The following is a 23337-nucleotide window of genomic DNA, read 5'->3' as shown; positions in this document are numbered from 1 at the left end:
TTTTGGTATGCTGCATTAACTTACAATATATCCATCCATAGTCTGACAAAAAGCGGTCCTTAATCCACAATCCTTTAATACTCCTAAACCTACTCTCATCTCATCTGGGTATGGCTGAGTTATTTTGCTTCTATAAATCCCTCTATAATCTAGAAGACATACCTGAATCTCAGGATCAATTCTTGCTATCTCCTCTCCAGCCCTTCTTATCTCATCGAATGTTGTAAATCCTTGATTATAGGGAATTCCTATACCTAAGAAAATTTTTTCCTTATATCGTTCATTGATGTATTGAACTGCCTGCCAGGCTGTTTTTAAATACCTCTCAGCCAATCCTCTATCAGTAACACCGGTTATTTTTATAAAGGTATCTAATTCCAGGCTTTTTAAATCAATCCCTATATCGGTCATTCCAGCATCCACCAATTCATCAATATAATCTGGGATTAATAGAGAGCCGTTGGTATCAATATGTAATCTGACATTTGAGTCAGGATTTAGCCTCTTCATTTCCCTGATATATGATATCAGCCATGGCCTATTTAGTGTACATTCACCACCGGAAATGGTCATCCTGTCCAATCCATATTGTCCCCTAAGCCATTTCATAATAGCGGCAGCCTCAATCGGGGTTCGTGGATCTCCAACATTTATACTTGGTTTCCCCCTGTATGCAATGGTCCAATTCTGACATTGAGGACATCGAAAATTACATCCACAGGTGAAGCAGACTAATTCAATAAAATCGCCCATCCCATATTGCTTTATCTTCAGCGGTGTTCCAACTCCACCAGCTGGATGGGCGCTGTAATTAAATATCAATCTCCTATGTACATCTTCTTCATATTGAGTCTCTATCTTCATCCCCTCACGGATGGGTGTTACGCAACTGCGAGCCGACTCTCCATCAATTTTTACTGTACAACTCCAACATCCTCCAACCTCACAGGGAGCAAAAATGCCTTCATCAGGGAATTGATTAAATCTATAACCAAGCGTTTCCAGAGCCCTCTTAACCGTAATCTTTTCAGGAACATAAGCCTCTTTGCCATCAACACTAATCGTAATTGTTCCATCGATTGGCTTTTCGACCATCTCCACTGCCTGAAAGGGGCAGGCGATATAACAAGCGTTGCAGCCTATACATTCTTCAGTTGATGGGCAGAATGCCACCTTACAGAAATTACAATGAACACATCTTGATGTTTCTATTGCCACTAGTCGTTTCATCACTTTAGCCATACAAGGGATAGTATAATTTCACATATCAAATTAGTTGTTTGATAAAAAATATGACATTCCTGCAAAAAGTCAATTAATAATATTGATGTTGATTGTATTTCTTGAAATTTTGATTATAAACCATACATTATGAGGAGAAGGATTAGATTTAATAACAGGGATAATTTAGATAAATTATATGGAATGTGGAATGATCAGGGAATATAATTACTCCCCGTTGAAAGTGGGGAGTAATTATATTTATTACGGTTTTATCTGAAATCCGTCAATTTTCGAGAAGGTTCATTGTCATTATCAATACTCGCCATTTCTATCCAGTTTTAATATCCAAATATCACTATTGATAGTATAGGACCATCCACCAACAATATATCCACCATCAGATGTCTGCTCTATTGAGCGAGCGTACTCATTACTTGACCCAGGAACAATGCCATATGTTCTTGACCATTCTTCATCTCCGTCAGACTCGAGTTTCAGTATCCAATAATCATAATCCGCTTCTTCAGAAGTTGGGTATGTATTACTTGTACCAGCAACTATATATCCACCTTCGGAGGTTTGTTCAACTGAGAATGCTAAATCATAATAACTTCCTCCATATATTCTTGCCCATTCGTCATTCCCCATATCGTCAAGTTTTATAACCCAGTAATCAAAACTGACAGCGGTAAATGAATTTGTGCGACCAGTTACGATATATCCGTTATCGAAAGTCTGTTGAATGGATTCTGCATACTCGGCTGAAATGCCGCCATAAATTTGATCCCAAAGTTGGACACCGCTAACATCTAGTTTAACTATGTAGAAATCGGAACTTCCTGCCCCATAAGAAAATGTATTTCCAGCAACAATGTATCCGCCATCAGAGGTTTGCTGAATCGAATGTGCCCAATCGCCGCTGCTCCCGCCATAGGTGTTATCCCAATCTAAACTGCCATCAGAATTGAGTTTAATTACCCACATATCATAAAAGGTAGCAACAATATCATATTTTGCCCCAGCTACAATATATCCACCATCAGTGGTTTGCTGTACTGATTTTGCATAATCATCACCCGCATCGCCAAAGGTTTGCGACCAATCCATCGTTCCATTGCTATCAAGTTTAATCACCCAGAAGTCCTGCCCCCCGGCGCCGAAGGATTCAGTATATCCGGCAACTATGTATCCTCCATCAGAAGTCTGTTGAATAGATTCTGCTGCGTCATCAGAACTGCCTCCATAGGTATTTTGCCATTCCACGACGCCATTAGGATCGAGCTTAAGGACTATAAAATCAGAACCACCAGCACCGAAGGAATATGTTGATCCAGCAACTATGTATCCACCATCAGAGGTCTGCTGAATTGACTCAGCATAATCTTCATCACCTCCGCCATAGGACTCAGCCCAAGTAATCATAATAACAGCTTCGAAGTCCTGATCCAAGATCGCTTCATCATCTACAGTAACTTCAATATTATCCGGTGAAAAAGCGTATCCTTCTTTGGAAGGAGTTATTATATAGGTGCCAGCCTCAATTTCAGCAAAAACGTATTCTCCATCAGAATTAGTCATTGTTGAGTCAATTGTCGTGCTCCCTCTCCTAAGTGTTAAAGTAACATCCTCTAAACCAGTCCCATCTAATAAAACTGTACCTGTAATTAATAGATCATCAAAACATGAAATTAAGGGATTCAGCATTAAACCAAACACCATAACTACAAAAAGTTGTTTTAATAATTTTTTCATTAACATTGATTCTCCTTTTTTTTAGTTTATGATTGTATACTATTTGATCATTGAAACATAAGGAGTTCGCTTTTAGGAATTTTCAATTTACAAAATTTAATATATAAATGTATAATCATAATACTAAGCGCTATAAGCTCTATATTTTCTGATGAGATCACTAAGAAAGAATAATTTTTATCTATATTATTTGGGTTCAATACGAATATGTAAAAAAAAAATTCCTAATCGATTTTTCATGTAATATCGTAGTTGTGTTGTATTTATTAGTATTTTGTTGATTTGTCCCATTACACATATTTTATCACTTAAAAAGTACTATTCTGAGCATGAAAAATCAAGTTGCGAATAAAAAAATATTAATTTTATTTTAGAGTTTAGGATTCTTTTCTTATATACAAGGAATGAAGCAGGAATTTTTACTCAACCTTTCATAATAGGGAGAAATATAATGACTTTATTGTTTTTATCACTGTCAAGTTGATTGAGTTTGGATTTATAATAATACAATATTAACTTGATATCCTAAATTAGAATTTTTGAAGGAACCAGGTATGAATACAATAGGAGTGATTCCTGCAAGATTTGCCTCTACCAGATTTCCAGGTAAACCTCTTGTGAAGATATTAGGGAAAACTTTAATTGAGAGGGTATATAAGAGAGCTGAGAGATCCAGCCTTCAAAGATTATTAGTCGCTACTGATGATACTCGTATTGTTGATGAAGTATTATCTTTCGGGGGTAATGTCGTATTAACAGGTGAGCATACTTCCGGAACAGATAGAGTTGTGGAGGCCCTTGAGGGAGAGAAATGCGATATCGTTATAAATATTCAGGGGGATGAGCCTTTAATAAAACCGGAGGTAATAGATACAATTATAAAATATATGCAGGAAAACAGGCAGGTTGAGGTTGCTACAGTAGCCTCTATAATCAATCAGATTGAAGAAATAGATGATCCTAATGTAGTAAAGGTTGTATCTTCCAAAAAGGGGAAAGCCCTATATTTTTCCAGATCCACGATACCCTTTAGAAGAGATTCTAATACTCTTCATTATAAGCATATTGGGATTTATGGATATAGGAGAGACTTTTTAAATGAGTTTATCAAAATGCCTCCTTCTCCCCTTGAAAATGCAGAATCCCTAGAGCAATTGAGAATATTGGAGAATGGATTTGATATTCACATATCCGTTGTGGATTATGAGTCAATAGGTGTAGATCTTCCGGAAGATATCTGCAAGGTGGAGAATGCCTTAATAAGGGAAGGGGATGTGTAGATATCTAAGAATCAATAATGACTATAGAGGAGTGTTTTTCCTGAGGTTTATTTTATACCCCTATTCCTCAACAAATAGGTTAGTCTGAGCATTATCTTCCATCCTTCTTGTATACTCAATTCCTAAATGATTATAGGCATTTCTTGTAGCGACCCTCCCCCTTGGTGTTCTATTCAGAAGACCTGCCTGGACAAGATAGGGTTCATAGAAATCTTCAATTGTATCTATTTCTTCCCCGACTGAGATGGCAATTGTTTTTACTCCTACCGGGCCTCCATCATATTTATCAATTATTGTGGAGAGAATTTTTCTATCCATCTCATCAAGACCCATATAATCGATATCTAATCTATCAAGAGCATATTTGGTAATTTCGATATCAATAATCTCCCTCCCTTCAACAACGGTAAAATCTCCTACCCTTTTCAACAATCTGTTGACAATTCTTGGGGTGCCTCTTGATCTTCTAGCAATCTCATAAGCAGCATCATCAGTGATTTTACTTCCAAATATATTTGCTGAACGAATTGAAATCTCTTTTAGATCGTCTGTTTGGTAATAATTTAATCTTAAGGGTATTCCAAATCTATCCCTTAAAGCCGAGGTTAAGAGGCCTGTTCTGGTAGTAGCCCCGACTAAAGTAAAGGGTGATAAGTCGATCTTAATTGTCTTTGCCCCCATACCCTGTCCAATAATGATATCTATTGTACGGTCTTCCATGGCAGGGTAGAGTATCTCTTCAATTACCTGAGATAATCTATGAATTTCATCAACAAATAGGATGTCATTTTCATTCAATTCTGTTAGGATAGATGCAAGATCCCCGGGTTTCTCGATAATCGGTGCGGATGTTGATGTAATATTGGAGCCTAATTCACTGGCAATGATGAAGGCAAGGGTGGTCTTTCCTAGGCCTGGCGGGCCTGCTAAGAGAACATGATCTAAGGATGTCCTTCTAATTTTAGCGGATTCTATGAAGACCTTCAAGTTTTCTTTTAATTTAGATTGACCAATAAACTCCTTTAGGGTGGTTGGTCTTAATGTTTTTTCTCCATGATCCTCGTCAAGCTTGGTTGAACTCGCAAGTCTTTGCAGATTTTCCATGATAATTTTCTTTAAATATTTTTTTCATGTTCTCTTATTGTTTTTATTATCTTTTCCTGGTTTTTTACAGAGAGTAAATCTTTTCTGAGTTCATCGTTGCTAATAGTGCGTGCTATATTTGCCAAAGTTTTAATATGCTGAGTCAGTTTATTCTTAGGAACAAGTAATAAAATTACAATTTTTACAGGCTGATTATCAATTGAGTCAAAATTAATTCCATTTTCACATAAAGCTATTATAATTACAATTTGATCAATTACTGAAGTGGTACAATGAGGGATGGCAACTCCCTTACCAATGCCAGTGCTCATGGATTTTTCTCTCTCAATGAGGGCTTTCCCTACTGTTTCCCTATCTTCCTCTTTTACTTCCTTATTCTTAACAGCTAAATCAAGCATTTCTTGAATCAACTCCCACCTGTTCTCAGATTTAGCTTTAATTATAATGTTGCTCTTCTTTAGGTTTTCTGATATGATCATATAAATTAAATATTATTTAGTATGATTATTGGCTTCTTTATTAGAAGCTATGAGAATCTATGTAACTCTTCTTTATCAACAATATCGATATTTTTAGTCCAAGTAACACTTTGTTTATAGGTTTAAAAGATTAAGATTATTTAGTCAAGTTATATATTATAAGTAGCGTATCAGTTATTCTAATTATTGGGATATAGGGTTCGAGCAAAAAACAATACAGGATAAGTAATTTGTTTAATATATACCACTTAGGCAATCATTTGCCTGTCAATTGTGCTTGCTTAAGATGCCTAATAGGAAGTACAATTTTATTATGTTATAAAACCACAGTTAATTGATGATTTATAAAGTAAGTATATTTCATTCATTCCAGGTGCGGATTCCTTTAACTCACACCTATGTTGAAGTATTATATTAAGTTTCAAAGAGTTGGCCGTGAAAATTGCCTCCTTTGATTAAGATGCTATTGACGTTGCACTTCTGTTTTATTAAATTTAACTGATCCCCATTTTGTTCAACACAAAATTGAAATATATAGAAATAGGGGGATTGGATTATTTGATTATTGGAAATTTTAGTAAGAAAATAATTCAACTTTGGGAGGAATGATGAATAACTATGGATTTAAACTAAGCCTAATAATTTGTTTAATTATTGCTTCACTTTCCTGTAATAATTCGGATAAATCCGATAATCCATCTCTAATTATTAGTAATGATATTTTTAATGGTTCAGACTATTCTGACTGTATAGATCTTGATGAGGCTGTGCTTACAGGTAATTTATTCTATGTTGATCCTGTTAATGGAGACATAAACAATAATGGCAGCAGCGAATCACCCTTTAGCACTCTACAGGAGATTGTTGATAATAATAAGATTGAAACTCGAGTTTTTAAGGAGCTTCCATATAACATAGGGGGTGAAATGAAAATCAAGAATCCGGGTGCTCCAATTAAGGGGGGCGATACTATTATATTGCGAAACGGTTTTCACGGTAAATTTGAATTTCAGGGCGCTTATAATGATGAATATATTAATATTATTGCTGAGGATGGGCATAGCCCGAGTTTATCTATGGTTTATCTATCAGCGGCATCCAAATGGCGTTTTAGGGGATTGAAGATTAGTCCGGAATTCGCGAGTCCTTATGAGTTAAATACCCTTGTACATTTTGAATCACATGGATGGCATGGTCCTATTAGTAATATTACAATTGACGATTGTACAATGTATTCAGTTCAGGATTCATCAGGTTGGGATATAGATAATTGGAATGAACTCGCCTGTAATGGGATAAGAGTTTATGGTAATTGTATGACAATCCGCAATAATTACTGTAAAAACATACAATATGGCATAACTGTTAGGGGCGATTTTGTGATAGTAAAGAATAATTTAATTGAAAACTTTTCTGGTGATGGAATGAGGGGTCTTGGCAATGATATGTTTTTTGAGTATAATACAGTTAAGAATAGCTATGTTGTTGATGAAAATCATGATGATGGATTTCAGTCCTGGTCGGTTAACGATGACCCACCCCGTGAACGCGTAGTATTACGCGGTAATGTAATTATCAACTACGAAGATCCTAATCAACCCTTTAGGGGCCCTCTACAGGGAATCGGATGTTTTGATGGGCCCTATATCAATTGGATAGTAGAAAATAATATTGTTGTTGTTGATCATTGGCATGGAATATCTCTTTATGGTGCCTTTAATTGTCGAGTTGTTAATAATACTGTGGTTGATATCAACAATTCGAGTCCGGGTCCATCATGGATTTTAATCAATGCTCACAAAAATGGAACCCCAAGCGAGGATTGTGTTATTAGAAATAATATAGCAACTCATGTGACTGCAACGGATGGCGTTGTGGAAGATCATAATCTAGTTATAGAATATAATGATTACACTGACCTTTTTGTGGATTTCGATAATCTAAATTTTCGACTAACACCCGATGCTTCAGCAATCGATGCTGGAAGCGCGGAACTTGCTCCAAGTCTAGATATAGAAGGTAATTCCAGGCCGAAGGGTGAGGGTTATGATATTGGAGCTTATGAATATTGATTTGCAAATCTCATATCAGGTGACAATATAATATTTGCCTCTCTGAAGACATCTTCCCAGTTAAAGGTGATTGAGAAAATAATTCTACAATAATATAAATCGTGGATAATAGAGTCACTTTTAGTATTGGTCTTTTGTCCTGTGTCTGCTCAATATGTGTGTCGATCCAATCGATGAGACCTTTTTACAGAAAGATTATATATGATGAGGCACTATTTTTTAGATATCCTGAAATTACAGCAGCCCCTCATCACGCAGATTGTTTACTATTCCAGTGGTTGATGTACTTCTGTCCATTGTATAAATATGTAGTCCTGGAACCCCTGCCTTTAGCAATTCCCTGCACTGGTTTGTAGCAAATTCAATCCCAAATTCCTCCAATGTTTTTTTGTCGTCCTCTGGAAGGGCTGAAAGGCCTTTGCGCACCTCATCGGTGATGGTTGCCCCGCAAAGCTTGGCCAAATTTTCCATCATCTTTATGCTATAGATCGGCATAATACCTGGCACAATAGGAACGTTAATTCCCCTTGTCTTGCAACGCTCTCTAAAGTCAAAAAAGTATTTATTATCATAAAAATAGTTACAAATGGTAAACTCTGCGCCATTTTCCAATTTTAGTTGTAGATAATCAAGGTCTTTCTCCTTGTTTTCTGCATCAATATGCCCTTCTGGATAACTGGCTGCTCCTAGGCAGAAGTCATATTTAGGTTTCACGAATTTCAGAATGTCTGAGGCGTAGGATAAACTCTTAGGATGTGGTGTGAAATTATCATCGCCGTGCGGTGGGTCTCCGCGCACGATCAGGATGTTATCCAAACCTAAATCCCGATAACTATCAAGAACAGAGATGGTATCATCTGGTCCTAAACCGAATCCAGCGAAATAGGCGATCACCTCGAGGTCATTCTTTCTCCTCAATTTATCAATAAGCTGATATGATCCTTCACGAGTTGAACCACCAGCCCCAAAGGTAACAGAAACAAAATCTGGTTTTAGGGCTATTAATTCTTCTAAAGCCTTTTCAAAGTTTATTGCAGCCTTTTCTGACCTTGGTGGAAACAATTCAAAGGAAATTGTTGGTTTATTCTCAGGCTTCCATATTTCTGTTGCTTTCATGATATTCCCCTCAAATGTAGTTAACTATATCAGCTCTCAATTATTCAATTTAATTAATGGATTCTAATTCAGTACTATTATTTGTTTTTGTCAAGGAATTAAAGCTATTCCAATTCGTTATCCTTATTTATATAGTTTTGCGAGGATTATAATTCCCAATATCCAATGAGTATTAAGTAGTAATAAAAAAATTATTGACTCGCTTATTATAGTAAATCATAAAGTATATTGAAATAAAATTGAATATTAATATTATAGTAATTTTAATAGAGATAGATAGAATATTTCCGCCAGTATTTGGTAAGATAGAAACATTCGATAATAATAAACAATTGCTATATTATATCTTTTAAGCAGCAAATTGATAGAGGAGAAAATCATGCTTAATATTCAGGACATGGGAGAGGGCGCTTATGTTATAAGAATTGGTATTCCAGAGGTTCATACCCTTGATGTACCAGATTTGAAGGATCATCTGCAGCAGGCGATAATTGATAAGGATATAACCAAATTGATATTGGATTTATCTGATGTGAAGGTAATTACCAGTTCTGGTATTGGTATATTCCTTAATATCAATAAAAGTCTAAAATCATGCTTTGCGCTTGCATCTCCAAGTCGTGAAGTTAAAAAGGTGCTGGATTTAACGAAGGTTTCATCAGTAATTAAGGTATTTGATACAATTGATGATGCAGTAACTGATTTATCATCACAATGACTATGGATGATAACTTCTCATTTCTCATTCCCACTCCTTTTAAAAGCTAATTAAACATTGTTAAAAACAACCAGCAATAGAGTGAATCATCTTCGTATTCCTCACCTTCTATTGTATAAGAAGGGGATTATGATACATATAGCAATCCTTCCAATAATCGCTGCTAAATAAGTAATATTTCAATAAACAGGGCGACTCATTTCATAAGGATATATAGTCTATTCCTATTTGCGGATTGCTAATCAAAGAATGGATTGTATTCTCTTTCTCTTCCGATTGTGGTACTTGGGCCATGTCCCGGAAATACCTTTGTCTCTTCGGGTAGACTAAAAAGTTTTTCCTTTACTGATGTAATTAGTTCATTATAATTACCATCAGGAAGGTCTGTCCTCCCAATTGAGAAGTTAAAGAGCGCATCGCCTGAAAAAACGCTTTCCTCAATATAAATTGAAACTGAACCCTTGGAGTGTCCAGGAGTGTATAATAGATTGATCTGAATGTCAGCTAATGATATCATCCCAGATGTAGGCAAATCAAAATCAAGGGTGGGTATGCCTGGATCTGACACTCCAAATATGCCTGCTTGAAATGGCAATGAGTCTATGAAGTGTAAATCCATTTTATTCATATAGAAGGGAATATTATATTTTTTTTGTAATGCGCTCACCCCAAAGACATGATCAAGATGCCCATGTGTGCAGACGGTTGCCTCTAACAAGATTTTTTCTTTTTCGATTTTTTTACACAAGGGTTCAATATCAGTTCCTGGATCAATGATGAAAGCTTTTCCACTGGTTTCGTTGAGTACTAAATAGGTATTAACAAGGAATGGACCATTCTCATGAGTTATTATTTGCATTGATATTACCTGATATATTTTTATATTTGATTACTGCTTAATTAATTAGGTTAAGGATGCTTTTCTTATATTTTATGACATGAGAAAGTGTATCATACTTAATTATCTTCTTGTAATTTATTAGTAAATTACTTGTATAAAAAGAATTTACTTAATAAGTATATCTGTCAAGTAATATATAATCAGTTTGTGGTTTTGTCTCTCTATGATTTAAAGGTTGTAATATTTAGGAGTATTTACCCTATTTACTTCCTGTTGAATACGTAGTAAAAGATAATTACAAGACCTTGATGAGAATTAAAGGGAAGTTTATAAAGGAGTCAATTTGGAAAAAGCCATTATTGATATTATAGTATCACCGAAATCATCTAAAAGTAAGATTGTGAAGTATAGTGCATCCAATCTCAAAATATATCTAAACTCGCCGCCGGTTGATGGCATGGCTAATGAAGAGTGTATTGGGCTCTTGTCAAAAAGACTCAGAATTTCTAAATCGAGAATTGAAATCATTAAGGGAAAAAAGGGGAAGAGAAAGAGGATAGCAATACAGGGCATATCTAAGGATGATGTTTTAAGGTCAATTGAGGGATAATTTTCATGAGATATATCGGTGTCCATGTTTCTGTAGCTGGTGGATTGTATAAGTCTTTGATGCGAGCGAAGATATTAGGCATTAATGCTATTCAAATTTTTCTGAAGAATGCTAGGAGGTGGGAGAATCCACCCTATAAGAATGAGGATGTAGAATTATTCAAAATAAATAGAAGAAAGTTTGATGATTTACAGGTCTTTGCGCATTCAGGTTATCTGATCAATCTTGCTGCCAAAGGCAATATTTTTCTCAAGTCCTTTAGGGCAATGATTGACGAGATTGAAAGAGCGGATGCATTGGGGATAGATTATATTGTTCTTCATCCTGGCAATCATAAGGGAAATGGTGAGGTTTTTGCTATTGATAAGATCGCTAACTCTCTGCGTAGGATAATCCAAAGGATTGATAACAAAAGCATAAAGATACTGCTTGAGACCACCTCTGGCAGTGGAACAACAATAGGATACAGATTTGAACATCTGCGGGATATTATTGATATTTCAAAGAATAGTGAACGAATATCAGTCTGTCTGGATACCTGTCATATTTTTGCCGCAGGTTATCGGATATCTGATGAGGAGGGATTTCATAGGACTATTGAAGAGTTTGACAGGATAATTGGGCTTGATAGGCTAAAGCTTATCCATCTCAATGATTGCAAGAGTCAATTAGGTAGTAAAATAGACAGGCATGAGCATATAGGTGAGGGGTTTATAGGAGACTCAGGCTTTAGGTTGATATTAAATGATAATAGGCTTAAGGATATCCCAATGATACTAGAAACTCCAAAGGTTATCAGGGCTTCAGAAGAGAAAAGCTCTTTTAAGGATATCCCGAAGGTTATAGAAACATCGAGAAAATACGGACTCTCCATAGTAGATGTGCTGTTAAAGGATATGCCTACGGTTTATGAAACAACTAAGAGGATCGGGGTTTCAGCATCTGACGCTATATTTAAAAATTTACTCAATACTATTGACAATGCAAAGAGATTTGGTGTCTCAATTTTTGATACTATATTGAAGGATATTCCAAAGAGTCTTGAGGTTACACAGAGGGAAGGAGTCTCTATACCAAATGTGCTGTTAAAGGACATCCCAAAGATTCTCGAGACTTCAATTAAACGAGATATTCCTATTTCTGATGCGGTATTGAAAAATATTGTGAATATATATGAAAAGGCAAAGCTGAGCCTCTTTGAGGTTGATGGGATGAATCTTAATAGGGTATATGGCTTGATTGATAATAACAAATAGTATGCATTGTAATATGTTTGGCAAGAGGATATTGATAATAACAATAATTGGTGTTTTTCTCCTTTTTGTAAATTGCAGGTCAAAGTGTGCCAGTATTGAAAGGACGGAGGGATTCTTTAATGGCATATTGAGAGTCTATGTAAGGGTAAACATTATAGATGAGGAGATTGGGGATATAAAAGAATATTTGTTGGCCAGGGGTAGAATGAGGGCGATGTATCTGATTGAGGGATATTTAAGGATAAACCTGGATGACAGTGAAGAGATGGGTGTAGCGATGAAAAGGGCTTCCGATGTTGTGAGGGGAGTAAGGGGGATCTGTCATGAGTGCGATAGTGAATATTGTTCAGCCTTTATTGATTTTAATACCAAGGCATTGGAAGAAGTGATCGAGTTGAATAAGGATCACAAGCAGGATAATATTAGGGAATAGAATCCCTATCATTTTACTGAAATAATACGAGGTAATGGAGGGTGGAAAGCGAATCCGGCTATTGCTTCTAATTTTATGGTTGTGTCAACTGGGAAAAGGGATTGGAATCAAAATATTCGATTGTTCATACAGATGATCAGAGTTACTCATTATTTTCTCATGATTATAATGAGGTTATGCATTCCACCTCCGGAGCCTATGAGGAGGCCTTGTATAAGCATGTATATGCTTCAAGAATACTTGAATGCTGTCATGATGAGTTATGGGTGCTTGATATAGGTTTTGGCATTGGATGTAATGTGTTGGCTCTGCTAACAGAATTCCTTCAAAAAACTAGCAACCAGATATTACGAATCATATCCCTTGAGAGTGATCTTTCATATTTACATCTATTAAAGGAGATTCGTTTTGGTGATGAGAGGGATTTTATCTATGACAATATTAAGAGTGCCTTTGAAAAGGGGGAATATTCCACTCAAAGGTATATTCATAGGTTAATTTATGGAGACGCAAGGGACTCAATCAAGAAACTCAGGGGTATGAGGTTTGATGCTGTATTTCATGATCCATATTCACCATCAAAAAATCCGGAACTCTGGTCTGTAGATTTTTTTAGGGAGATTAAGCGATTAATCTCTGAACATGGTATTTTAACTACATATTCCTCTGCTTTGCATATTAGGAAGTCGCTTTTGGATGTGGGCTTCAGGATTGGCAGGGGCCCTTCTATTGGTGGGAAAAGGGAAGGAACACTGGCAACTAGGCTCGGCAATATTCCATATTTAAGCGACACCGAAATACAGACATTATGCAATCATATACGATCAACACCCTATAGGGATAATTTATTGAGTACCTCTAGGGAGGATATATTAAAGCATAGGATTATGCAGATGCGGTTGAAAAGATTAAATGAAGTCCTCTAATTCATTTAGAATGGATTTCTTTGATAAGCTTCCAATCTTTTGTCTTCTATCATCCAATGTTGCTTCATCCTTGATAGAAGTATTGGAGTTAAAAATGGTTTTTTCCCCTTCTTGAAATTCAAGCCCACCGGACAGATCACCCTCTGGATCCAGCCTGTATAGTAAAGCGGATGCAAATAAATAGGTTATGGTGATGGCCTGATGTACAGTTTTTTTATTTAATTTTTTATCACCCTCAATGTTTGTCTCAAAATCGATCCTATCTTGAGGATTGATTATTATCCTTTGAGCATTCTGGATGTCATTTATGAGAGCCTTTAATTCATCGCACAGCTTTTCCAGAAATCTTTTAACAACCATTCTTGCGTCTCTTCCGGTGTTGCTCTTCTCCTTGTCCAATGCGGTCAATCGGTTAGAATATTCAATGTATTGTTGATTGCTGATTGGTTTTTCTCGACTTGCCTTTTCAATTGTAGAGAAAGTATAAGCATACTCATTGAGGCTATCAATACATTTCCTAAGCTCAATATATAGGTCAGAGAGTCTTGTTTTATAATCGAGTTTACCGGAAGAAGTGGAAATTTTATTATATTTTATTTTGTTTGTTGTGAGAATAAATGAATATTCCTCATCAAATTCTCTAAAAAGGAGGAATGTCGTTAATATCTTATCATTCCAATTTACATATTCGAAGATATTGTTTTGGTCATAACGCTTTCTTAATTTTTTCAGATCGAGTTTATACATCATTTCAATACCCTTTTGTATATCATTGGGTATTGATATATTTTCCTCCTCCATCACATCCTCTTGTGGGTTTTCAAGAAAGGGAAGTTCGATTTTCTGTATAGTAGCAACCTTTCGCCTTTTACCGGGCTTATTATCATTGGATATAAGAATAGCTTCTTCGATTTCTCTGGTCATTAGGGGTATAATCCTTACCTCATAGAGGCAGAATAACCAGTATAGTTTCGGGAATAGTCTGTTGAAGATAATATGAAGGTTGTTCTTAATCTTCTTTTTTTGAGCAGTATAATATGGCGCTTGTTTTTTTTCTAATCTCATTTGATGATCAATTGCTCGTTTATATGCGTGAAAGAGTAATTCCTTATATTGAAGCAATGGGTATAATTTAGAAAATATGGACATCAATGGTTCTTTTATCTCATCGCATTTTATAGGAATATCTGAAAAATTTGTATAGTGTTCCAATATCCAATTTGCTTCATTTCTGTCAAATAGCTCTGAAATCATCTCGATTAGTTCGAAATAGATCGGTTTTGCATTATCGAGTTGGTCGGTTATCCTCTTGCCTGTTCTCATGTTCTGTTTAAATATGTCAATATATACCATCTGCATATAGATTAGGGCAGTCTTGTATTCCATATCAAACTTTTTGAAAAATTCAGGTGTGAGGTAGCAGCCTTCAAAATCCGTAACACCCATAAAATACAATCGAAATCTGATGTAATATCGTTCAAAAAAACGCCTCAAGGGGCCTGCTTTTCGTTTCTTTAAGGCCTTTTTTTGAATTTCTTGTTGGGACGGGATATTTACAATACTCTTTGAGGTCTTACGTTTTTTGGGATTACCGGCATTATCTACTAGTTCATATCTATTTTTACTCTGCTTTTTCCGATTAAACTCTGAGAAATTAGATCGCTGTTTATGGTTAATAACCTTTCCACCAGCATCAATGAATTTATTGTATAGTGCTTTCCTGGTCTGATTATCGAGTCTTGAAATCCCAATGATTTCCTTCGTTTTTTCTATTTCGTTCATATACTCCTATATCATTATATATAAACTTAAGGTGAATATAAGCAACATATTAAGAAAAAATCTGCTTCCAATTACAAGAAGGTGAAAATGATTGCTTTTATCTACTCTAATTATGACCTGAATATTTATTAATGTCAATCATAAATTGGTCAGAGATAATTAGTGTATATACTATTAACTGGATTATCTTGGCAACATCGGGAGTTATGCTATTTTAGATATACTTATATGGTTTAATACATGTAGATTGCGATGTTACAAATACTAGAATAGGTTATATCCTTTTACTTGTACAATCAATAGCTATTATGTTACATAAAATATATGTTTATAGTTAATTTTTTTTGTTTTTTTAGATTATTTCAAGCAACTTGGATTTAACGACTCCGTTTCTGGAGATATTCTAAACACTTCGTCCTAATTCATCAAATATTGTGCAGATTACAGTGCAGCCGGATTGCAACTCAAGGCTATGCCATATGTTTATAAATATTTTATTTTTCTTGACAATATTTAATCCCAAATTATGTTAACTGAAAAAATAGTCATACTGTGTGGGCAGAAGGTCTATTATTTAAAAATACTCAAGTATAAAAGCTGAATTATACAAAAATAATATCCTTAATATTTTTGATAGTGAAAATAGGTCTAATAATATAAATATTCACTATAAAAGATTTTTTGGTAAAATTGTATAATTGGGTAATCCAAGGGGGAAGTATTTACTGAGAATCATAAAGCATATTTGTTCCATTTTATTCCTCAGTTATTGGGATATTTTTTACATGATTGAGTAAATACATCATTTCTTTTATTATCAGTTCTAATTGCAGATGATCATATAAAAATAGAATGAAATTGTGGTCATTTATAACGTTATAAGAATTATTTAAATGTTATGTGACTTATCACAAGGTGCATATTCTTTAATATCAATACGCTCTTTGGTATAGGTGAATTGATTACTGAAGCGATTTACTCTATTTTTCTTCTTCTATAAATTTCTCCCCCTAGTTTTTCTTTTATTAGCAAATTAGGTATTCACTTAAAATTTTGATAGACCAAAGCTTGACTATTTCAGTTAGACCCAAATCAAGCACAATATTTTTAGAACTTCTGGGCTTTAAGAATAATATAAAATGGCTTGTTGTGGAATAACTGTTCTTTGCCCCTAAATTTCTATTTAAGAGGTTAAAATGATGAGAAGAGAGAGATTTTATATTTTAGCATGTGTTTTATCAGGTTTATTTATTGTTGGATTTTGTTTATCAATCTTAATGGCCGAAAAGAAACCAAAATATATATGGAAATTTGGGACACTCGGTCAAGACACAATTAAAATGGTAAGTATTTTAACTGTAGACCTGACCGGGGATATTCTGAAAGTGACAAATTCAGAGTTGAAATGTGTCTGGTATATGGGTGGGGTAATGGGAGATGAAGAGGATTATATCGCAAAGATGAGGATAAACCAACTTCAAGGAGCGCTGATTACAGGAACCGCTAATGCAATGGCCTGTCCCGGAATATCTGTGATGGAATTACCCTTCTTGTTTAATAATTGGGATGAAGTGGATTATGTAAGAAATAGATTGAGACCAAAACTCTCAAAAATTGCTGAAAAGAATGGCTTTAAGTTATTATTTGATGCGGGTGTGGATTTTGAACATTTTTATTCAACCAAGCTTCCGATGAAGACTCCCGAAGACTTTAAGAAGAGCAAAATGCTGTCCTGGCATGGTCCACTAGAAGTAGAAGTACTAAAGACACTCGGGGCTAGTCCAATTCCTGTCAATGTTCCGGAGATAGTGCCTTCTATGAGGGCTGGTGTCGTTGATTCATGTATCTCTCCGTCATTTTGGTGGTTAGCGGCACAACTCTATACGATTACCAAATATATCAATCCATTGCCGATTAGATATGATCCAGGTGTATTTATAGTATCAATGAGTGCATGGAATGAGATTCCTCTTGAATACAGGAAAAGAATTATGAAGCTGATGCCTCCTTTAAATAAAAAAATTAACCAAGAACTCCGTAAGGTTTGTAAAGATTCCTATAAAGCGATGATAACATATGGATGTAAAGAGGTAAAGATGATACCTGAAGAGATTGAGGTATTCAGAAAGAGGACGAGGCCGGTTTGGAATAAGATGATTGGCAAGTCATATTCAAAGGAGATGTTGGATGATGTGTTGCTCCTCTTGAAAAAATACCGTACCAAGAAGAAGGTCTCAATGTAATAATAGGCCAATAACCCTGACAATATAAAAATAAAACCTTAATATAGCCTATTCAGTAATAGGCAAGGGGATTGAAGATTAGTATTGAGACTAATTTTTACAGAGACGCCAATAGTGCTTCCATTATTGGAATTTGAAGTAGAATAGAGGAAGATTAAAAAAAAAAGGGGGGATTTTTAACATGAAGGGGACCAAAGTGTGTATGATTACTCTAACATTATCAGGACTGCTAATCGCTGGATTCAGTTTATCCAGTGTAATGGCAGAAAAAAAGCCAAAGTATGTATGGAAGTGGGCGACTTTAGGCCAGGATACAATCAAGATGGTAAGCATTTTGACTGTAGATTTCACACAGGATGTCTTAAAAGTGACTAATGGGGATGTGAAATGTGTATGGTACCTTGGTGGCACAATGGGGGATGAAGAGGATTATGTGGCAAAGATGAGAATTGGCCAACTGCATGGATCGCTAATCTCTGGTACGTCCAATTCCTCAATTTGTCCCGGCATATCGGTGATGGAATTACCCTTCTTATTTGATAGTTATAAGGAAGCCGGTTATGTTCAAAAAAGGATGAGACCTACAATAGATAAAATTGCTGAGAAAAATGGGTTTAAGGTTTTGACTACAGCACACTTAGATGAACATTTTTATTCATCAAAATTTCCTTTGAGAAGCCCTGATGATTTCAAGAAGAGTAAAATATTAACCTGGCATGGTTCATTAGAGGTGGAGGTCCTAAAGGCGCTTGGCGCAAGCCCAATCCCGGTAAATGTGCCAGAGGTTGTTCCGTCAATGAGATCCGGTGTGGTTGACGGCGCAATATCTCCATCTGTATGGTGGCTGGCGGCTCAACTCTATACGATTACCAAGTATATCAATCCGCTCCCAATAAGATATGATCAGGGGCTATTTGTAGTTGTGATGAAGGCATGGAAGAAGCTTCCCCTGAATCAGAGGAAGGCTATTGAGAAGTTGGGCAATGAGGTGGGGAAGAAATTAGTCAAGGAGATGTACAAGATCGGTGAAGATGGAAAAAGAGCAATGATAAATTATGGCTGTAAAGAGATTAAGATGACTCCTGAGGAGATTGCGCTCTTCAAGAATAGGACTAAGCCGGTTTGGGATAAAATGGTTGGAAAGGCATATTCAAGGGAGATGCTTAATGAGGTGTTAAGTTTTAGAAAGCAATACAGAGCCCAAAAGCGATAAGGGCCATGCTTGTTGATAGCAGTTAAATTTTGGATAGCACTATTTGACAAATATTCACATAGTTGGCTAGGGTGAAGGGATATTCATCTTAGCCAACATTGATGAGGTGTTTTGATGAATCAGTAGGATAGTAACGTTGTAAAGCCGCCTCAAATCACCCCTATTCATAGTATTATATAGCATTATTTCAACTTGTATTTTGCTGACTTTTCTGTAGATATTATATAAGAGGGAGATCATATTCATTAGAATTTGTAATATTAATAGTCTTGCTTTTTGCTTGCCTTCAAAAGCTTTATCTTCCATAATGCCATTTCGTAATAATTAGAATTCACTTTCCCACAATATATATTCCTAGGTAAAAATTATATTAAGGAAAACTCTTGGAGGTATATATGGCCGAGTTTACATTGAATGAGGAACAGAAACAAATTCAGGATACCATGCGTAAATTTGCTCAGAATGAGATTCGGGAGATTGCAAGGGAATGCGACGAGGAGGATAGGTTGCCGGAAGATCTTTTAGCAAAGGTATGGGAGTTGGGGTTTTGTTCCAACATTATTCCTGAGAAATACGGTGGATATGATATGAGCAAATCCGCGCTTAATTCCGCGATTATGGTCGAGGAATTGGCATGGGGGGACGTTAGCCTCTCAATAGCCGCGCTCTCGCCCTTGTTGATGGTGATTCCTCTTCTGGAGTTTGGCACTGAGGAACAGAAGGAAGAATATCTGCCAAAATTTTGCGGTGATAAATTTTTTTCGGCTACCTCAGCCCTGATGGAGCCACGTATTACCTTCTCCCCATTCAGCCTTCATACAACTGTAGAAATGAACAAGGACACAATGGTGATTAACGGAAAGAAGTGCATGGTTCCGCTAGCTGATAGGGCGGAGCATTTTATCGTATATGCCAATAGCGTTAAGGGTGGCGGAACCGCCTCAGTGGAGGCAATCATCATAGATAGGAATACAAAGGGTGTTGTCATAGGCGATAGAGAGAAAAACATGGGCTTCAGACCCCTGCATCTTTTCCCAGTAACATTTGAGGATTGCGAAGTGCCGAGATCATGTCGGCTTGGAGGCGAAAGAGGCATAGATTATATGCGTATTGTTAATCTCTCAAGGGCTAATCTATGTTCAATGGCTGTTGGTGTCGCTCGAGCCTCATATGAGTATGCCCTTGAATATGCCAAGGAGAGGCATGCCTTTGGCGAGCCAATCGCAAGCAGACAGGCTGTTGCCTTTATGCTGGCGGAATCAGCAATGGAAATAGAGGGGATGAGATTGCTTGCCTGGCGTTCAGCATGGAAATTGGATCGCAATGAAGATGGCACACGCGAGGCCACGCTTGCTAAGATGTACTGCGCTGATCAGACTATGAAAATTACGGACTATGGCGTACAACTTTTAGGCGGACATGGATACATCCGGGATCATCCTGTTGAGATGTGGTTGAGGAATGGACGGGGATTTGCTGCCATGGAGGGTTTAGCTATTGGTTGATTCAGCGCTGAAGGCTGTCTCATGATATTGGATTGCCAGATTATAGATCAATTTGTGGGATCAATTCGGATTCATGACTTCATAACCCATCATCTAATGAACAGAAATTATTCTTTGCGGATTCTCACCCTCTCAATAAATCTATGATATTCGATGAACTTGGCAAGGGCGCGGCTGGCGCGTCTTAGTGAACGATAAACAGGAACTCCCATATCCAGCACTTCCTTCTCAAATTGCTCAACAGCTGACATCATTGAGGGTTCACCCTTCCATGGTTGAGATACGATCACAAGCGGTTTGTTGCGGGTGCCGCTCCTTGAGATGTCGCCTATCCTTTCAGCCAGGGGCTGAAACAGCTCATCGCTAAACATTATCCCTGATGGGACTCCTCGCATTAGAATAAAGGGAGGATCATTGATGAGGATATCTATTGATGGATCAGTAGCCACCAATTCGGTCATCCCAGCTAATAGGTTTAAATCATAGAGCATCAGGATGGTATCAGTTGGGTTTTGGATGATGTTCCCAGCCATGGGCACAAGGGTTTTCAATTTATCTACGGTTTCTTTGGACAGGGTAGGGACTTCCAGGCCTTCATTGGTGCAGACATCTGCTGAGGATACGCTTCGTCCACCGCCTCCGCCGATTATCCCCATGCGATTGCCGGTAGTAGGAGCGACATATAGGAATGTCATAGCCAGATCCATGATCTCATCCAGTGAATTAGCCCTTACTGCGCCGGTCTGTTTAAAGAAGGAGGACCAGATGTCATTATCTCCAGCTAATGAGGCGGTGTGTGACCTTACTACCCTTGCGCCAGATTTTGTTAGACCCCCCTTCCAGATAATTATTGGCTTTTTGGGGTTGATCTCTCGCACTAATTTGGCGAGCCTCCTCCCATCCTGAATCCCCTCAATATACATTGTAATTATTTCGGTCTCTGAGTCCTCGGCCAGGTACTCAAGATAATCGGCGCTGTCCATTGTATAGGCATTCCCATAACTAATAACCTTGCTGAAGCGTATGCCATATTCGGCCGCGCTATGGGTAAATTCATTGCAATGACCGCCACTCTGAGAGACAAAGGCTACTGGGCCGCTATCGTGTGGTAATGCAGAGAATGTGCCAATCCTTCCATTAGGCACATAAAGACCCATTCCGTTGGGGCCGATGATACGAAGCCTCCCCTGCCTCGCTAACTCCTTTATCCTTGTCCCAAGTTCTTCACCCTCCTTGTCTCCAGTCTCCTCAAAACCTGCGGTGAATATGTGCACATTTCTGGCATTGACTTTTATGCAATCTTCCAGCACAGATGGCACTATTGGAGCTGGCACTGTAATAATTACCAGATCAATAGGCTCTGGTACTGATTTGAGATTAGGGAGGACCTTGAGACCCTTTATTTCCATTCCCTCAGCCTTTGGGTTTATCGGATAGATCCTTCCCTCAAAACCGAGTTCTTGCATGCTTATTATAAATGATCCTCCTCCAAATGTTTCCGTTTTTGTTGAAGCGCCAACAAGGGCTATTGTCTTTGGATTAAAGGCAACTTCAAATTCAGTATTCCAGGTCATAACTTTCTCCTTTTAAAAGACTGAAATTATAATAATTTACTCAGTAAAAATGACAAATCAAAAAAAAGAAAAATTTCAATATATAGGCCTAATATCATCAATAATGTTGATAATCCAATTAAACCCGATTCCGGACTTTATCAAGGCTTTTGATTGATAAACATACTCAAACTAAAATTGTAAAAATAATCGATGCTAATTGAGAAATAGCTATAAATTGTCATTTAAATATGTCTTTTTCAACATTTTTGCCATAAATAACAGAATATGCTAATACTGCGACAAAAAAAGGTTAATAGATTGACAAAATGATATAAATAAATATATTGACTAAATAATGATTATGTTCGATAACTTATCTATGGGTTTAACCTAAGACTTCCGAGTTACTTCCATAGTAGTATTCAGGCTAATCCTTGCGGGAGATATCCCGTACATAAATTAAAGGAGTTTGTAGCATGTTGCAAGGTACAGTAAAATGGTTTAACGATCAGAAAGGTTATGGTTTTATTTCTTCTAATGATGGGCAGGATTATTTTGTCCACCATTCTGGAATAATAAGCGATGGCTTTAAAACACTAACTGAAGGTGCAGAAGTACAGTTTGAGGTTGAAAAGAGTGATAAGGGCCCAAGGGCCGTTCAAGTATCTACGATATAAACGTATTTTTCATCTTTTTTTAAAAAAGCTCGATTGAATTGTGATCGGGCTTTTTTTATTGATAATTTAAGGGTTGCAGCAATCCACAGAACAGCTAACATGCTTGATAAAGGACCTGAAAGAGGAATCATCAAGGCTGACGAGCGCTATTTATGCGCAATACGGCAAAAAGTTTGAAAAGCTTGAAGAAAATTTGTCATAAAATCATGGGAAAAGGGCGGCAGGAAGGGTAACAGAAGGGCTCATTAGAATAATATGTGGGATTGTCTAAAAAGTATTTCATTCAGGTTACAGCAAAACGGAATGCCGGAATCAAAATAAGTAAAATAATGTATATATTTGAGATTCCTGTATTCTCAAATCCCGCGCAGGTGAATGACTTTTTGTATAACCCCAGTATAGAGGAATTAAACTCATCCTTACACAGGACTTGGAATTCCTTGCATAGAGCTTGGAATTCCTTGCATAGAGCTTGGAATTCCTTGCATAGAGCTTGGAATTCCTTGCATAGAGCTTGGAATTCCTTGCATAGAGCTTGGAATTCCTTGCA

The 23337-nt window shown here is 36.7% G+C and carries 21 protein-coding genes; 11 read left to right on the top strand and 10 right to left on the bottom strand.

What is annotated here, in order from left to right:
• Positions 1-15 precede the first annotated feature (15 nt).
• Positions 16-1230 carry a radical SAM protein gene (locus SVZ03_04430; protein MDY6933454.1) on the bottom strand — a complete coding sequence of 405 codons (1215 nt, stop codon included), beginning with the start codon at positions 1228-1230 and terminating at the stop codon, positions 16-18.
• 306 nt (positions 1231-1536) lie between these two features.
• Positions 1537-2976 (bottom strand): carboxypeptidase-like regulatory domain-containing protein, encoded by a 1440-nt coding sequence (locus SVZ03_04425; GenBank protein MDY6933453.1) that lies wholly within the window; start codon positions 2974-2976, stop codon positions 1537-1539.
• Between the two features lie 554 nt (positions 2977-3530).
• Here SVZ03_04425 and kdsB point away from each other — a divergent pair.
• A complete protein-coding gene (gene kdsB, locus SVZ03_04420; protein MDY6933452.1) occupies positions 3531-4256 on the top strand; it encodes a 3-deoxy-manno-octulosonate cytidylyltransferase in 726 nt (241 codons plus the stop codon).
• Positions 4257-4316: 60 nt separating this feature from the next.
• Here kdsB and ruvB read toward each other — a convergent pair whose 3' ends face one another.
• Both ruvB and SVZ03_04410 read right to left on the bottom strand, forming a co-directional pair.
• On the bottom strand, positions 4317-5360 hold the full coding sequence (gene ruvB, locus SVZ03_04415) for a Holliday junction branch migration DNA helicase RuvB (protein MDY6933451.1): 1044 nt from the start codon (positions 5358-5360) through the stop codon (positions 4317-4319).
• Positions 5361-5371: 11 nt separating this feature from the next.
• Complete coding sequence (locus SVZ03_04410; protein MDY6933450.1) at positions 5372-5839, bottom strand: PTS sugar transporter subunit IIA; 468 nt, start codon at positions 5837-5839, stop codon at positions 5372-5374.
• Between the two features lie 605 nt (positions 5840-6444).
• Between SVZ03_04410 and SVZ03_04405 the strand changes: the two genes are divergently transcribed.
• Positions 6445-7911, top strand: coding sequence for a choice-of-anchor Q domain-containing protein (locus SVZ03_04405; protein ID MDY6933449.1), 1467 nt, complete (start codon positions 6445-6447; stop codon positions 7909-7911).
• Between the two features lie 234 nt (positions 7912-8145).
• Here the strand turns inward: SVZ03_04405 and SVZ03_04400 are convergent, their stop codons facing one another.
• Positions 8146-9027, bottom strand: coding sequence for a methylenetetrahydrofolate reductase (locus SVZ03_04400; GenBank protein MDY6933448.1), 882 nt, complete (start codon positions 9025-9027; stop codon positions 8146-8148).
• Positions 9028-9406: 379 nt separating this feature from the next.
• Here SVZ03_04400 and SVZ03_04395 point away from each other — a divergent pair, with 379 nt between their 5' ends.
• Positions 9407-9745: an STAS domain-containing protein gene (locus SVZ03_04395; protein ID MDY6933447.1), complete on the top strand. Its 339-nt coding sequence runs from the start codon at positions 9407-9409 to the stop codon at positions 9743-9745.
• Positions 9746-9983: 238 nt separating this feature from the next.
• Here the strand turns inward: SVZ03_04395 and SVZ03_04390 are convergent, their stop codons facing one another.
• Positions 9984-10604: an MBL fold metallo-hydrolase gene (locus SVZ03_04390; protein MDY6933446.1), complete on the bottom strand. Its 621-nt coding sequence runs from the start codon at positions 10602-10604 to the stop codon at positions 9984-9986.
• A 325-nt stretch (positions 10605-10929) separates the two neighbouring features.
• On the opposite strand from SVZ03_04390, the gene SVZ03_04385 reads away from it, so the two are divergent.
• The 4 genes from SVZ03_04385 (at position 10930) to SVZ03_04370 (ending at position 13811) form a co-directional block, all read left to right on the top strand.
• Positions 10930-11196 (top strand): DUF167 domain-containing protein, encoded by a 267-nt coding sequence (locus SVZ03_04385; GenBank protein MDY6933445.1) that lies wholly within the window; start codon positions 10930-10932, stop codon positions 11194-11196.
• A 5-nt stretch (positions 11197-11201) separates the two neighbouring features.
• Positions 11202-12452, top strand: a complete 1251-nt coding sequence (locus tag SVZ03_04380; GenBank protein MDY6933444.1) for a deoxyribonuclease IV — start codon at positions 11202-11204, stop codon at positions 12450-12452.
• Positions 12453-12465: 13 nt separating this feature from the next.
• Positions 12466-12885, top strand: coding sequence for a hypothetical protein (locus SVZ03_04375; GenBank protein ID MDY6933443.1), 420 nt, complete (start codon positions 12466-12468; stop codon positions 12883-12885).
• A 101-nt stretch (positions 12886-12986) separates the two neighbouring features.
• Positions 12987-13811 (top strand): MnmC family methyltransferase, encoded by an 825-nt coding sequence (locus SVZ03_04370; GenBank protein MDY6933442.1) that lies wholly within the window; start codon positions 12987-12989, stop codon positions 13809-13811.
• Here SVZ03_04370 and SVZ03_04365 read toward each other — a convergent pair.
• Entirely contained in the window at positions 13794-15593 is a 1800-nt protein-coding gene (locus SVZ03_04365; GenBank protein MDY6933441.1) for a hypothetical protein, read from the bottom strand. The genes SVZ03_04370 and SVZ03_04365 overlap by 18 nt on opposite strands.
• Before the next feature lie 1196 nt (positions 15594-16789).
• On the opposite strand from SVZ03_04365, the gene dctP (SVZ03_04360) reads away from it, so the two are divergent.
• Together dctP (SVZ03_04360) and dctP (SVZ03_04355) are read left to right on the top strand one after the other, a co-directional pair.
• On the top strand, positions 16790-17836 hold the full coding sequence (gene dctP / locus SVZ03_04360) for a TRAP transporter substrate-binding protein DctP (protein MDY6933440.1): 1047 nt from the start codon (positions 16790-16792) through the stop codon (positions 17834-17836).
• Positions 17837-18017: 181 nt separating this feature from the next.
• Positions 18018-19049, top strand: coding sequence for a TRAP transporter substrate-binding protein DctP (gene dctP / locus SVZ03_04355; GenBank protein ID MDY6933439.1), 1032 nt, complete (start codon positions 18018-18020; stop codon positions 19047-19049).
• A gap of 66 nt (positions 19050-19115) precedes the next feature.
• Here dctP (SVZ03_04355) and SVZ03_04350 read toward each other — a convergent pair whose 3' ends face one another.
• Positions 19116-19355, bottom strand: coding sequence for a hypothetical protein (locus SVZ03_04350; protein MDY6933438.1), 240 nt, complete (start codon positions 19353-19355; stop codon positions 19116-19118).
• A gap of 89 nt (positions 19356-19444) precedes the next feature.
• On the opposite strand from SVZ03_04350, the gene SVZ03_04345 reads away from it, so the two are divergent.
• A complete protein-coding gene (locus SVZ03_04345) occupies positions 19445-20554 on the top strand; it encodes an acyl-CoA dehydrogenase family protein (protein ID MDY6933437.1) in 1110 nt (369 codons plus the stop codon).
• 107 nt (positions 20555-20661) lie between these two features.
• Here the strand turns inward: SVZ03_04345 and SVZ03_04340 are convergent, their stop codons facing one another.
• Positions 20662-22128, bottom strand: coding sequence for a CoA-binding protein (locus tag SVZ03_04340; protein MDY6933436.1), 1467 nt, complete (start codon positions 22126-22128; stop codon positions 20662-20664).
• Between the two features lie 458 nt (positions 22129-22586).
• On the opposite strand from SVZ03_04340, the gene SVZ03_04335 reads away from it, so the two are divergent.
• On the top strand, positions 22587-22787 hold the full coding sequence (locus SVZ03_04335) for a cold shock domain-containing protein (GenBank protein MDY6933435.1): 201 nt from the start codon (positions 22587-22589) through the stop codon (positions 22785-22787).
• Between the two features lie 312 nt (positions 22788-23099).
• Here SVZ03_04335 and SVZ03_04330 read toward each other — a convergent pair.
• On the bottom strand, positions 23100-23337 hold a 238-nt coding region (locus SVZ03_04330; protein ID MDY6933434.1), incomplete at its 5' end, for a hypothetical protein.

Source organism: Spirochaetota bacterium, from assembly GCA_034190085.1.
Taxonomy (GTDB): Bacteria; Spirochaetota; UBA4802; order UBA4802; family JAFGDQ01; genus JAXHTS01.
This window is presented reverse-complemented; position numbering and strand designations above follow the sequence as displayed.

Excerpts from the sequence above, each read along its gene's own strand:
- SVZ03_04430 (MDY6933454.1), bottom strand. The coding sequence starts at position 1,230 with ATGAAACGACTAGTGGCAATAGAAACATCAAGATGTGTTCATTGTAAT.
- SVZ03_04425 (MDY6933453.1), bottom strand. The coding sequence starts at position 2,976 with ATGAAAAAATTATTAAAACAACTTTTTGTAGTTATGGTGTTTGGTTTA.
- kdsB (MDY6933452.1), top strand. The coding sequence starts at position 3,531 with ATGAATACAATAGGAGTGATTCCTGCAAGATTTGCCTCTACCAGATTT.
- ruvB (MDY6933451.1), bottom strand. The coding sequence starts at position 5,360 with ATGGAAAATCTGCAAAGACTTGCGAGTTCAACCAAGCTTGACGAGGAT.
- SVZ03_04410 (MDY6933450.1), bottom strand. The coding sequence starts at position 5,839 with ATGATCATATCAGAAAACCTAAAGAAGAGCAACATTATAATTAAAGCT.
- SVZ03_04405 (MDY6933449.1), top strand. The coding sequence starts at position 6,445 with ATGATGAATAACTATGGATTTAAACTAAGCCTAATAATTTGTTTAATT.
- SVZ03_04400 (MDY6933448.1), bottom strand. The coding sequence starts at position 9,027 with ATGAAAGCAACAGAAATATGGAAGCCTGAGAATAAACCAACAATTTCC.
- SVZ03_04395 (MDY6933447.1), top strand. The coding sequence starts at position 9,407 with ATGCTTAATATTCAGGACATGGGAGAGGGCGCTTATGTTATAAGAATT.
- SVZ03_04390 (MDY6933446.1), bottom strand. The coding sequence starts at position 10,604 with ATGCAAATAATAACTCATGAGAATGGTCCATTCCTTGTTAATACCTAT.
- SVZ03_04380 (MDY6933444.1), top strand. The coding sequence starts at position 11,202 with ATGAGATATATCGGTGTCCATGTTTCTGTAGCTGGTGGATTGTATAAG.
- SVZ03_04375 (MDY6933443.1), top strand. The coding sequence starts at position 12,466 with ATGTTTGGCAAGAGGATATTGATAATAACAATAATTGGTGTTTTTCTC.
- SVZ03_04365 (MDY6933441.1), bottom strand. The coding sequence starts at position 15,593 with ATGAACGAAATAGAAAAAACGAAGGAAATCATTGGGATTTCAAGACTC.
- dctP (MDY6933440.1), top strand. The coding sequence starts at position 16,790 with ATGATGAGAAGAGAGAGATTTTATATTTTAGCATGTGTTTTATCAGGT.
- dctP (MDY6933439.1), top strand. The coding sequence starts at position 18,018 with ATGAAGGGGACCAAAGTGTGTATGATTACTCTAACATTATCAGGACTG.
- SVZ03_04350 (MDY6933438.1), bottom strand. The coding sequence starts at position 19,355 with ATGGAAGATAAAGCTTTTGAAGGCAAGCAAAAAGCAAGACTATTAATA.
- SVZ03_04345 (MDY6933437.1), top strand. The coding sequence starts at position 19,445 with ATGGCCGAGTTTACATTGAATGAGGAACAGAAACAAATTCAGGATACC.
- SVZ03_04340 (MDY6933436.1), bottom strand. The coding sequence starts at position 22,128 with ATGACCTGGAATACTGAATTTGAAGTTGCCTTTAATCCAAAGACAATA.
- SVZ03_04335 (MDY6933435.1), top strand. The coding sequence starts at position 22,587 with ATGTTGCAAGGTACAGTAAAATGGTTTAACGATCAGAAAGGTTATGGT.